The 12,259-nt window shown below is 62.0% G+C and carries 11 protein-coding genes; 4 read left to right on the top strand and 7 right to left on the bottom strand.

Features of this window, described 5'->3' with window-relative positions; genetic code table 11:
• Positions 1-7 precede the first annotated feature (7 nt).
• From I8J34_RS03525 to I8J34_RS03510, 4 genes are read left to right on the top strand one after another with little or no spacing between them, the layout of a single operon-like run.
• Positions 8-2,467 (top strand): type I restriction-modification system subunit M, encoded by a 2,460-nt coding sequence (locus I8J34_RS03525; protein ID WP_214359988.1) that lies wholly within the window; start codon positions 8-10, stop codon positions 2,465-2,467.
• A complete protein-coding gene (locus I8J34_RS03520; protein ID WP_214359987.1) occupies positions 2,464-4,398 on the top strand; it encodes a restriction endonuclease subunit S in 1,935 nt (644 codons plus the stop codon). The genes I8J34_RS03525 and I8J34_RS03520 overlap by 4 nt, the downstream gene beginning before the upstream one ends.
• Positions 4,398-6,200, top strand: a complete 1,803-nt coding sequence (locus tag I8J34_RS03515; protein WP_214359986.1) for an AAA family ATPase — start codon at positions 4,398-4,400, stop codon at positions 6,198-6,200. The genes I8J34_RS03520 and I8J34_RS03515 overlap by 1 nt, the downstream gene beginning before the upstream one ends.
• A complete protein-coding gene (locus tag I8J34_RS03510; protein ID WP_214359985.1) occupies positions 6,193-7,296 on the top strand; it encodes a hypothetical protein in 1,104 nt (367 codons plus the stop codon). The genes I8J34_RS03515 and I8J34_RS03510 overlap by 8 nt, the downstream gene beginning before the upstream one ends.
• A 183-nt stretch (positions 7,297-7,479) precedes the next feature.
• On the opposite strand, the gene I8J34_RS03505 is transcribed toward I8J34_RS03510, so the two are convergent.
• The 7 genes from I8J34_RS03505 to I8J34_RS03475 all read right to left on the bottom strand — a co-directional run bounded on the left by I8J34_RS03505 (position 7,480) and on the right by I8J34_RS03475 (position 12,130).
• Positions 7,480-8,058: a hypothetical protein gene (locus tag I8J34_RS03505; protein WP_214359984.1), complete on the bottom strand. Its 579-nt coding sequence runs from the start codon at positions 8,056-8,058 to the stop codon at positions 7,480-7,482.
• Between the two features lie 84 nt (positions 8,059-8,142).
• Complete coding sequence (locus I8J34_RS03500; protein WP_214359983.1) at positions 8,143-8,319, bottom strand: hypothetical protein; 177 nt, start codon at positions 8,317-8,319, stop codon at positions 8,143-8,145.
• Between the two features lie 11 nt (positions 8,320-8,330).
• Complete coding sequence (locus I8J34_RS03495; RefSeq protein WP_230411694.1) at positions 8,331-9,542, bottom strand: DUF6094 domain-containing protein; 1,212 nt, start codon at positions 9,540-9,542, stop codon at positions 8,331-8,333.
• Positions 9,506-9,817: a hypothetical protein gene (locus I8J34_RS03490; protein ID WP_214359982.1), complete on the bottom strand. Its 312-nt coding sequence runs from the start codon at positions 9,815-9,817 to the stop codon at positions 9,506-9,508. The genes I8J34_RS03495 and I8J34_RS03490 overlap by 37 nt, the downstream gene beginning before the upstream one ends.
• A 404-nt stretch (positions 9,818-10,221) precedes the next feature.
• On the bottom strand, positions 10,222-11,028 hold the full coding sequence (locus I8J34_RS03485; protein WP_214359981.1) for a DUF3275 family protein: 807 nt from the start codon (positions 11,026-11,028) through the stop codon (positions 10,222-10,224).
• 347 nt (positions 11,029-11,375) lie between these two features.
• Positions 11,376-11,519 carry a hypothetical protein gene (locus tag I8J34_RS03480; protein WP_214359980.1) on the bottom strand — a complete coding sequence of 48 codons (144 nt, stop codon included), beginning with the start codon at positions 11,517-11,519 and terminating at the stop codon, positions 11,376-11,378.
• A gap of 113 nt (positions 11,520-11,632) precedes the next feature.
• Positions 11,633-12,130, bottom strand: coding sequence for a DUF3577 domain-containing protein (locus I8J34_RS03475; protein ID WP_214359979.1), 498 nt, complete (start codon positions 12,128-12,130; stop codon positions 11,633-11,635).
• Positions 12,131-12,259 lie beyond the last annotated feature (129 nt).

Genomic DNA, 12,259 nt, shown 5'->3' with positions numbered 1-12,259 from the left:
CCACTGAATGCTTGCCCCTCATATCAAGAAAAAAGTCGACGAACTCTGGAACCGCTTCTGGGCTGCAGGCCTCACCAACCCCTTGGTGGCGGTTGAGCAGATCACCTATCTGCTCTTCCTCAAGCGCCTGGAAGACATCGACCTCAAGCGCCAGCAACGCGGTTTCCCTTCGATCTATGCGGGCTACGAGTCCTGCAAGTGGAGCTACATCCGGCAGGAGAAGACCAATCCTGGCCACCTGATCGAAGTGGTGTTTCCCTGGCTGCGTGAACTCGACAAGCACTTCACCCCAGCCAGCGCCGACGGCACGGAACTGGCCAGCCTAAATAACCGCATGGCCGATGCCTACTTTCAGCTCGACCCCAACAAGGGCAAGGTACTGTCCGACGCCATCGATGCCATTGACCAGCTCTTCGCCCGTGCCGGCGAAGGCTCGGCCGCCCAGGACATCATGGGCGATACCTTCGAGTATCTGCTCAGCGAAGTGGCCACGGCCGGTAAGAACGGCCAGTTCCGAACCCCTCGTCATCTGATTCGCTTCATGGTCGAGCTGCTCGACCCCGAGCCCGGCCAGCGCGTCATCGACCCCGCAGCCGGCACCGGTGGTTTTCTGTTCAGCACCCAGCAGTACCTGATGCGCAAATTCTCGGCGCAAGACAACCTGAGGCTGGAATGGGACGGCACCCCGCACCGCACCGATGGAGCCGCCGCCACGCCCGAGCAATACGCTGCGATCCACAACGGTGCCAACTTCGTCGGCCTCGACAACGACCGCACCATGGCCCGCATCGGCTGGATGAACCTGGTGCTGCACGACGTGACCAACCCGCATTTGCTACAGGGCGATTCTCTCAGCAAACGCGAAGGCAAAGAGCAACTCCAGCAATTGCTCGAATCGGAAAGCTACGACTTCGTGCTGGCCAATCCGCCATTCACCGGCACGGTAGACAGCGGCGACCTCGAGCCCGATTCGCTGCTGTTCCCCCGCGTTGGCGGTGGCGGAAAAAAGAAAGACAACTCCATCACCAACAAGAGCGAACTGCTGTTCCTGTGGCTGATGCTCGACCTGCTGCGCGTCGGTGGGCGCTGCGCCGTGATCATTCCCGAGGGCGTGCTGTTCGGCAACACCGACGCCCACGCCCGCTTGCGCCGGGAGCTGCTCACCGAGCATGTGGTGGAAGGCGTCATTTCCTTACCCGGTGGCGTGTTCCAGCCCTACACTGGCGTCAAGACGTCCATTCTTATCTTCCGCAAGGAAACCCGGCGCGACGACAAGCAATCCTTCACCGGCACCGCAGCCCCGCGCACTGAATATGTCTGGTTCTACGAGGTAGAGAAGGACGGCTACTCGGACAATGCCAAACGCAACCCGCTGCCTGGCCAGCAAAACGACCTGTGGGATGCACTGGAGAAATTCAAAGCTTGGCTAGCTCATGGCCGTGACGGCGCCACGCGCAACGAGAAGACTCTGCTACGGCCGAGCTATTGGCCTGAGCGTTGGCGGCAAGCGCTGATGCGCGACACAGCCGACAAGCTCACACCCGCCGGTGAAGCCTTTTCCTCCTTGCCCGACACCAGCATGTGGGACGGGCACGTCTGGGGAATGCATGAGCTTTTCCGAGATATTCCCAGTGATCCAAAAGCAGCAGAGATACAAGTACGTAACGTCGCCAGCTCGATGCTTTACGACCTGGTGATCCAGTTCTTTGCCGAACCGACCCAAGCGGTGTGGGCGAAATGGAAAGACGCAGGCACCGCCGCCAAACAGATGGACAGCGACAAAGCGCTGGCCGAGTGGAAAAAAGCCATCAAGGTAGCGCAGCAGGAGTTCAACCGCGCCACCCGAGATGTGCAGCGCTTTTTTGAGCCAGAGGATGGCTCGGCGCTCCCGCTTTGGAAGGAGATGGTCAAGGATGCGCTCAACGCCGGGCTATCGTTCCATGAACGCGCTGCCACGCAAGCGCCCACCGTCCAGTTCACCGCCCGTGAGCCGGTAGCCGACCTAAACTCGGCACTGGAAGCTATTGCCCGCGAAGTCGCCAAGCTGGACGGCTTCGACGTCACTTTGCGCAGCCTCGCCGTCGACCAGCCCTCCGACCTCAAGGCCGCCAAGCACTGGGTAGTACCGGTGCGCGCCTGGGCGCGCGACGATGAATGGCAAGGCGATGATGGCGAACCGGTCGGCTCGCATGATGCCGACGGCCTGGTGCGCCCGGCCTATGTGCGTGCCATGCTGGACGCCGGCCTCTATGACGACAAGGGCGCGCTCAAAGACGGGCTGCTCGACCCCGATTGCATCGAGGCCCGAGAGTGGAATCTGTCCGCCGGCCAATACAAGCCCTTCGACTTCACCCAGCTTAAGAGCGACAAGAGCGTGGCCGAGCTGATCGGGGCGCTCAAAACCACCGAGCAGGACATCATCCAAGGCCTGGACAAGCTGCTGGCAATGTTGGAGGGGCGGGAATGAGGCTTCCTGAGAGTTGGATCGAGACCACGGTTCGCTCCGTTGTCATAGACTTGCAGCCCGGCTTTGCGCAGAAGCCAGGCGAGGAGGACGAAGGCACAACGCCCCAGATTCGCACTCACAACGTGACGCCGGATGGCAAGATCAGCCTGGAGGGCATTAAGCACATCACCGCCAGTGAAAAGGAGCTGGCACGCTACTCACTTGCAGTGGGTGACGTCGTTTTCAACAATACCAACAGCGAGGAGTGGGTAGGTAAAACAGCCGTCTTTGACCAAGAAGGCGAATATGTTTTTTCCAATCACATGACGCGATTGCGCGCACATCGCGATTTGGTCTGTCCTGAGTATCTCGCGGGCTATCTTCAACTGCTTTGGTCCATGGGGTACGCCAAGACCCGCGCAAAGCGCTGGGTCAGTCAGGCCGGCATTGAAAGCGACACCCTGGCTTCATTCAAGTTGCCACTCCCCACACTCCCCGAACAGCAGCGCATCGTCGATGTGCTGCGGCAGGCAGATGTGGTGGCGGAACTGCGGAACCTATTCGATGAGTTGCTCGCGAGAACCAAGCGTCAATTGTTCATCGAAATGTTTGGCGATCCAAACCCCAAGATCAATGCGCGCTGGCCGGTAGTAAAGCTCGGAAAGTTTGTCACTGTCGCGACGGGTGGAACGCCATCCCGCGAGCAAGCGGACAGTTATGGGACTGCCCATGCCTGGGTGAAATCCACGGATCTCAAAGACAACGTGATCGTCGCTACCGAGGAGCGGGTGTCAGAGCTTGGCATTCAGCGCAGCAACGCAAAGCTTTACCCGAAACAGACGGTCATGTTGGCGATGTATGGGCAGGGGCAGACGCGAGGACGCACAGGGAAGCTGTTGATCGATGCCGCGTGCAATCAGGCGTGTGCCGCACTGCTACCAAGTGATGAATTGCTTCCGGACTATCTTTGGATTTGGCTGCAGCTTTCTTACGAAGCCGTACGGGCACTTGGACGCGGGGGGCAGCAAGAGAACCTTAACCTGGACATCGTCCGCGGCATACAGCTTCCGAAACCGCCCGTTCCACTCCAGCAGGAGTTCGCTAGGCGCCTAGCCGGCCTGCTGGAATTGTTAAAAAAGTCTCGGGCGGCTAGTGAGCAGTATTCTGCAATGCTGGAAGTGTTGCAGATAGAAGGGCTGACAGGCGATGCGACAGCAGCTTGGCGCGAAATGCATTCCGCCGAAATTGCCGAAGCAGCCCGCGCACGCGATGCCCTTCTGCGCGAACGCGGCGCCAAGCTCACTCAGAGTTCCAGCGTGGTGGCCACCGCCACGACACAAGCCGATCTCACGGTGCGCCCCGCCCGCCATTGGCTGCTGGGCGAGCTCAGCGAATTCCAGCGTCAGGTGTTGGCGGCCTTCACCGAGTATTGCCAGCAAAGTGGCCAGCCCTTGCTGGTCGAAGACCCGGAGGAGTTCGCCCGCTTTTGCGACGATGCGGCCGTGACCGACAGCCTGCAGGCCTTCGGCCTGTCGCATGGCAACCGCGTTCGCCGCTCGCTCAGCCAGTTGGCAGCCCTGGGCCTGATCGCCAAGGTCACCTTGCCCAAGCAAGACCCCGAGAGTGGCGAGCGCGACTACCTCAAGGCCTTCCGTCCGCTGCGGCCCGATGAGTTCACCCGCATGACCGATGTTCAGGCGCTGCGTAAGGCATTGTCGGCAGGGGGCGATCAACGGCATTACTACTTCAAGGTGCACTTGGATTACGAGACTTCCGAGCGCGCTGGCGCGGGTGGGATGTTCCAGGTCATTTCGCTTGAAGATGAGGACGGCAAGGATTTCACCCACCTTGTCGATCAAGGCCTGCATTACGCTTCTCTCGACGAGCTCAAAGACGACATAGCCAGTGCGCTCAAGGTAGAGGCGGGGCAAGTTGATCTGGAGGTTGTGTAATGCGCCTGCGTTATTTACACCTACAGAACTACCCGCCGATTTCGGATATCAAGGTGTGCTTCGCCAGTGGCTCTCCGCTGGCACGCGAATGCGCCATCCGTTTTGTGGTGGGTGTGAACGGCAGTGGCAAATCCAACCTGCTGCGCGCGGTCGCCGAGGTGTTCCTAGCGCTGGCCGATGGGCGCCGCGCCGCTTTTCCCGTCCAACTCGTCTATGAACTTGGTCACCGCGATTCGTCCAGTTCAAGAACGCTGGTGCTGGACTGGTCTGGAAGCCGGCAATCTGCGAGCTTGTGGATCGGAGAGAGGTATCTATTCCCAGACAATTTCACGGCAGACCAGTTTGAGCAGGTATTGCTTTGCTTTTCAACTGAATCCAGCGATATTCCTGCGGAGTTCCATCCGCTGATTCGCAAGGGAGAGTGGCCATCCGGCTCCGTGACCCCACAGATCATTGCGCTGCCCTCGGCGGTGCTGGCCTACACCACGGGCGACCAGCGCCCCTGGCGTTCGGTGTGGAGCCGCAACCAGCAGGCCGATGGCTTGCTGGAAACCGGCGACGATGCCCAAGGCGACGAACGCCCGGCGGGTTGGACCGCCGCTCAGGAAAACGCCTTGCAGGCGGCCCTGCAAGCAGGCATTGAGCCCCCCCGGCCAAACGTGCGCGGTGCCGTTGCTGAGGGCGACAGCTTTCGTCGCCCGGTGCTGCTGGACGCCACGCTGCTCAAGTGCGCGCTGTTGGCCGTAGCCCTGCCGCAAGCCTTTGTCGAGACAAGCGAATACCCCGGGCGCGCCGAGGTTGATGCCGCGATGGCAAATTTCCGCCGCCGCGACAACAACAAGAACGCGCTGCAAGAACTGCTGGAACGTGGCGGCTGGCACCACTTGGTGTCGGTGGCCTTCCGCTCGCGCCTGCAAATGGCCCAATGGGACCAAAAGCTCCGTGAAACCGCGCACGACTGGTGGCTGTGCGCCAGCGAGGTGGTTGCAGAGCCCCACCCGGTGGAGTCGCGCCGCACCCTGCTGTTTGATCTCAAAGGCCCTTTCGATGCGCAAGGCCCGTCCTTCGCCTCATCCGCTCGCGACGAATTGCAAACTTGTGGCAGCCAAGGCGAAGCCTTGTGGGCCTTGCTGGGCGGAGCCAAGGACGCCAGTGCCTTTGATCTCTTCTCCCGCCTGCTGGAGCTGAACCAGGCTGGCCTGTTTGACGATGTGCTGCTGCGCTTGCGCCGCGAGCCCGTGCCTGCCAAGAGCGCCGAACCCGGTTCAGCCGACATCGGCGTGTTGCGCTACGAGGAACTTTCGGACGGCGAGCAAATGGTGCTGGGCCGCATGGCGTTGTTTCACTTGTTGCAAGGGCAGCAGGACGCCTTGCTGCTGCTCGATGAGCCAGAGACCCATTTCAACGACAAGTGGAAACGCGAGATCGTCGATATCATCGACGATGCCATTCGCGAGACGACCAACGACGTGCTGATTTCCACCCACTCTGCCATCGTTCTCTCGGATGTCTTCAACAACGAGATCGTGATGGTGCAGAAAACGCAGGATGGCTCGACCGTGCGCAGTGTGGACGAACCCACCTTTGCCACCGACCCCAGCGCACTGATGATGACGGTGTTCGGCGCCGAGGACAGCATTGGCAAACGTGCCCAGGAGTTCATTGAGGACAAGCTTCGGCAAGCCACCGGCACACCAGCCGAAATCGCCGATCTAGAGCGCCTGATCGCCCGGATGGGATCGGGCTTCTATCGCAGCGAGCTGCGCACATTGCTCAATACTTGGCGGGGTGGCAATGCTTAAACCCATCCATCGCGTTGCTTGTTCTCCGGCGTTGGCCGCCTGCCAGCGGTTGATGCAGCGTTTTGCGCTGTGGTTGTGCGATCCTGCCACCGCAGATGCCCACCTCAATCAGCAAGGCTTACAGCCGCCAGTTTTAGCGAGTGGGATCGAAGCGAATTGGTTGTGGAAATTTCTTCAGCGCGTTGATGCCGGGCAATCATTGTTGAGTCGAGCACAGGCACTGGCGGCCATGCCTGCTGCGCAGAAGGCTGCGTTGGCCGCCTGGGTGCAGACAGTCTCGGCGCTACCGACGCAGTTTCAGCCCGCGCCTGCCCTGTGGCCGGTCAACAGACCCGTTGCGAGCGAGTCGGACTGGAAGGCGTTCAAGGTGCTGATGGAGGCGTTTTACGAAAAGGGATTTCGCGGCGGGTTGCCCTACCTGCCCAATGGCACACCCACGGCTGCAGGTGGCGTCAACTACGCCGACTACGTGAGCGCTTTCCGCAATGCGCACCGCCTGAACCCCACCCCCGATGCCCGCGAGGTTTGCGTGCTGTGCGGCGGTCCGCTCGGCGACACGCCGCACGTTGACCACTGGATCATCAAGAGCGCCTTTCCGCTACTCAGCGTGTGCGCGGACAACCTGCAATTGATCTGCGGCACCTGCAACGAGGCGCCGAACAAGGGCGACAAGCCCGTGCATTCCGCTGGCAGCTTTGCGGATTGGTTTCACCCTTATCTGCGTCCGGGCAATGGGGCCTTGCAACTAGACTACGTACTGCCCGAGCTCTCCGTGCAGTGCTCAGCCGCTCCTCCCGCTGATCAGCCCAAAGCAGCCAATCTGGATGCACTACTCAACCTGGCCAGCCGGTGGACGCGCGAATTCAAGGCTGAATACGCCAGGCATCAAGATGTGATGAGTCGTCGGGAACAGCGTCGAATCCAGAACGCACAAGCGCGGCATACCCTGGCCGAGATTCAGTCCTACGTTCAGCAATGGCAGGCAGACCTGGTGCCCAGCGAACCCCACCACGAAGTACATCAGACATTGGCGGCAGCCTTGCAGGACCCCTCTCGCCTTGCGGCCTGGCACAGCGAACTGGGCCTGGTGACGTAACCGTAGGCGCATTCTCTTAGGCACCGAAAGAATGACAGGTAACCGAAGTGTTGCCGACCGACAGAGCCCGCAGGCCCAAGGTCGGCATTGGCCGAGTTGTGTGAATTGGCTATCCGGCAGGTTTCGGAGAGAAGTAGTCGCTCGGATGCATCTTCTGTGGCACCCGACACCGGCACGTGCAGGCTATTGACGCTTGAGCCTGACGGGTACGAGGAAACAGCGCCCCGCGACCGCCTCATCAACTGCTTCACGATCGGGCAACTGCGCCGAAGGCACCGGCTGGGTGATGTCGGCAAATACACTCTGGGGCGTTACCGCACCACTGAGGATCTGCGACAGGTCGGCCACCGTTCGCCGAAATGCCTCGCCGGCCAGCCGGTCTGCCTCTTGCCCGCCGGCGGCCAGGCGCGCCTCGGCAGCGCGCAACAGCGCAGCGCCTGAACGCAAGATACCGCGGTGGTCCTCTGCCGCCGGGGGCGCCCCGGGCTCCAGCCCCACATAGACCTGCATCTGGGCGAGCCCTTGCGCGATCTGGTGGTACTGATGATCCCGCAACACCTCGATCTGCGCGGCAAAGCCGCGCCGATCGACCCAGGCATTGATACGCCGCGCCGGCTCGACGGCCAGAACACTGCCGCTGCCGAGCATGGCGAGGCGCAACCGCACGAACTGATCCAGGGCATAGGGCTTGCCCACCGCCTCGGACATGTCGATCACATCCCGGTCGCACACCAGCGTCCAGATTGAATCTTCGTCGATCATCTCTCTCCTTCTTGCGTGGTGTGCTGCCGCGGGTCTCCCGCAGGGGGACAGTCCCCGCGGGAGCACGGATGATAAATGGTTACGTTATGTAACGACTGTGAACTGCTCGGCACGCTGGTAACGCCGCCGGGCCAGTTCGATGGCCTGACGGGGGTTGGCTGCCGCAAAAATGCGCACCGTCCAGGCGGCCGGGTGGAACACACCCCGAGCGCTGTAGCCGTAACGCAGAAAGCGCACGCGGTAGAGCTGTTGCGTCTTCATGCCCTGCCCTCCTACCGAATGGTGACGATGGCGCCGTAGTCCGGCCCTGGGGTGAGGTCGATGCCACGGATGGCCGGCACGAAAATGTCGGTCATCGTGGTCTCCTCGGTGATGCCACCGTCGGCCTCCTCGATGAACTTCACGGATCGCTGTTGCGACTTGATCGTGTCGCCCTTGACCAGCAAGGTACGTCCGCTCTTCGCGGTGACGATGCCGCTGATCTGGCCGGCGGCCAGCGCCAGCGCCAGGTGCCACTGACGCAGCGCCTTGAGTGGAGGCCTGACCGACAGGCCGGTTTGACCGAACTGGGTGGCGAACTGTGACCACAGCGTGTGGCGTTGCAGCCGCCGCAACTCCGCGATCAACTGCGGCGCATCGATCCGCACCGCGTGGAACTTGCGCTTCGCGTCGGCCGGCGCTTGTGGCACCAGGTACGGCACATCGGCGCAGTTCTCGTCGAGTGTGGTGACATCGGCCTCGCCTCGGGCGGCGGCCAGCATCGCCGCCTTGATGCCTTGGTCGGGACGATCCGAGCGACGCCTCACACCGAAGATCACGCACTGGCGGAAACGCTGCTCGGGCGCCCGGTAGTAGCGCACCTGCTCGAAGCCCCGTGCGATCACCGTGGCGAACTCCTCGTCGATCACGTAGTGCGGCACGATCAGCACCAGCACGCCGCCGTACTGCAGCGAGCGGATGGTCGAGCGGAAGAAAATCTTCTCGAGCCGATCAGCCTTCGCCCGATCGCCGGTCTGCGCCTTGTCACTGACTGCATCGCCGTACGGCGGATTGAGGAACAGCAGTGAGCCCGTGCGCGGGCCGATCACCACGTCGTGGATGTCGCTGTGTATCACCGCATCGAGCAGTTCCTTGGCATGCCAGGCCCGCTCTCGGTCGAACTCGACGCCGAGGGCCTCGACGCGCGCGCCCAGGTCCTCGAGGTGGGCCTTGGCCTCGGCCAGGGCGACGCCCTCCCCGCAGCACGGATCGATGATGCGCAGCTGCGCGGCGTCGGTGTCGAGCAGCCGCAGGATGCCGGCCAGGGTGGCCTCGTCGGTCGGGAAGTATCCGGCTTTGATGAAATTGCGCGCCAAGCGCTGGAAGATGAGAGCCATCTGTGTCTCCATGGAGGCGGCGGCCCTTCCCTGACGGGAGGATCCCGCCAGGGTGGTAAGGAAAATCGAGGTCAGTTGCGACGGATACGCCAGACCGGCACGGGGCATCTGCTGTGCGCGTCATGGATGAGACGCCCGGTCGGCTCGAACAGCCCGGAGGCGATCAGATCGTCCTGCAGGGCGCTCTTGTCGGGATCGAGGTAGAACTCGTCGGTACCGAGCACGTCGGTGCCTGCCACGCGGATCGTCAAGCGTGCAACCGGCTCGTTGAGCGGATCGTCGCTGTAGAGGTCGATGACGGGGAATCCGTCGCGTGCGCTGGCGAGTACGATTAGCGGGCCGTGCTGGCGCGTGGTGATGTTCGCCAAGTAGGTGGTGGACATGGTAGGTCTCCAGGTGATGGGTACGGGAATCCCGCGGGTTGCCCCGGTGCCTGTTTCAGGGATTGACAGGCCGCATCGGTGACGCGCTTACGCGCCGCTCCAATGCCCGTTCCCCAAGCGGACGAAGACCATCCGCTTGGGGAACCGCATCGGTTCCACATGGCTTGAAGAAGGGCTTGGATACATCGCCTCCGACGCTGCGGCCGTAGGGCCGCAGCGAGGCACCGTCGATGGAGGCCAGGTGCCGATTCAGGGCGATCGACGCGATCGCACCGCAAATGCCGCCGCGCCTCGGACGCGCGGCCGTCCATGCTTGGACGTCACCCGGAGACGCGGGCTGCCCTCAACGCGCCGGCAGCGCTCAGGGCAGCCCGCGTGAGCGGGCTGGTTGGGAAGGGTTGCGCTTAGCGACTGCTGCCGCGGCGCTCAAGGTAGCTGAGATAGGTCTCCGACTCCTTCGGATACCAGGTCTGATCGTCGGGCACGAAGCCGTAGTCGAGCTCGGCCTTGAGCCGATCGCGCTGCGCCCGGAAGCGCAGGCGATCGGCGGTGGAGTCCAGCTTGACCGGATGGCGACCGGCAATCATGCCGGCGAGTTCGTCGCCGAACACATTGATCAGCGCCGGTGGCACTTCGCCGTCGGGACGATCCGCCTCATCCGCCACGTCGGCGCTTGCCGGTGTCGGCATGGGGTCGGCGGGCTGCACCAAGTCTGGCGCAGGTGCCGGCGCCATACCCAGCGGGCGTTCGTCTGCCGGATCGGGCTCGGCATCGCGCTCGAGTTCTTTTGCATCGCCTTCGTCGTCGATCAGCAGATCGGCAAGCCTGGCGCGCACTTCGATCACCGAGCGCCCGCGGGTCGAGTACGACCACGGGTAGATCTCCTCGATGACAAACTGGCCCGTATAGGTACCGGCAGCGAACTGCTCGAGCACCGCGTCCTTCACCGAGAACTGCCCGATGCTTGTGGACAGGTCGCCGACAGCGAAATCGCCATTGCGCCCGTTGATGATCTTGATTGTGAGTGTGCCGTTGACGGTCACGGTCATGATGGCCTCCATGGTTGGCAAGGAAATGCCGGAGGCCGCCGCGCCGGGCGAAAGCCCCGGCGGGTGGAGTAAATCAACGACACCGCGGGACAGATGATCTAGCCGGCGGGCGTGAGATTGAAGAGGGCTGAAACCCGGGGTTGAGGCCGGCGCTGCGAGCACGAGGCACGCGGCGCCGGCACATGGCTTTGAAACGATGTGCCGCTTTCCACACGTCACGCAGGTACTTACTGCCAGCAGGGTCGGAATCTGAGTAGCAGTTTCTCCGCGATACGATGCCCCTGGGGTCGGTTACAGGGCTGACCGACCTGGTCGGATGCATGTTTTTCGACCGAAACATGCAAAACGGCGGAAACCTGTTGAAGGCGCTTTTCCGAGCCTCGGTGCTCGGAAAAGCGCCCGTCGAAACGGACGAACGTGGCTACTTTATCACTGCTTCGCGGCGGTAGTGTTGCGACTCACGTGCGGTAAGAAAAGAGCCCGTCGAAACGGGCTCTCGGGAGGGCTACTTACGTTGCGTGGCGGGAACTGCCATCGCCGTGCTTCGCCAGATCTTCGTGCTTCTCGCTCTGCCGCACCAGCCACACGTCAGCCAGGCCGATGGGGAACACGGTCGCAGCGAAGACCAGTTCATACTCGAGCAGTTTCATCATCGCTCCTTCGTTGGTTCGTTGCCATCGACGTTTTTGAGGACGCGAAGGGCAACGAGTTCCAAGGCAACAAAGATGGCCACTGAGCACGAACGTCCGGATGAATCTCGCCACGGTCAGCCTGCCTCGCCGCTCCCGTGGACGGCACTGCCACCCTGGCTGTCGGCCTCGGAGCCCGCAGCGGCATCATCACGACGATAGACGACTTGTCCATCGACCTTGATATAGCTGATGCGAAACAGACGCCCCTTGAGGATGGCGCGGTGCTCATCCTTGCCCTCCACGCGCTTGACGTAGGGGTGGATGTAGACGTCGCCGATCATGAAGGCCACGATGACCTTCTTGCCGGCCTTGACGGCATCCTCGCAGCGCAGCACGAGGCGTTGCGCCTCCAGCTCGGTGACCCGAAGGTCGAAGTAGGAATACTGAGGATCCCCAACCTCGCCACGCATGGCGTTGATGGCGCAGCACAGCATGGGTTCGGACTTGCGTCCACTGCCCTTCGGCGTGACGGTTCGGATACGCGAGAGGTAGCCGATTCCAGACGTGTGCAAGTCGAAGTATTCCTTCTGACCCTGGTCGTCGGTCGGATTACGGGTTTCGGTGGTAGTCATGATGCGATCTCCTTTCAGACAAAAAAAGGGAGATCGCACCCCGTACGGGAGTGGATCTCCCATACGGGTTACAACTACGATGCCTCGGAGCCGAAGGGCTCTTCCGGTTAAAGAGGCTGACCGGATCAG

This window comes from Denitromonas iodatirespirans (assembly GCF_018524365.1).
Lineage (GTDB): Bacteria > Pseudomonadota > Gammaproteobacteria > Burkholderiales > Rhodocyclaceae > Nitrogeniibacter > Nitrogeniibacter iodatirespirans.
Note: the sequence above shows the minus strand (reverse complement) of the source record. Positions and strands in the feature narration are given on the sequence as shown.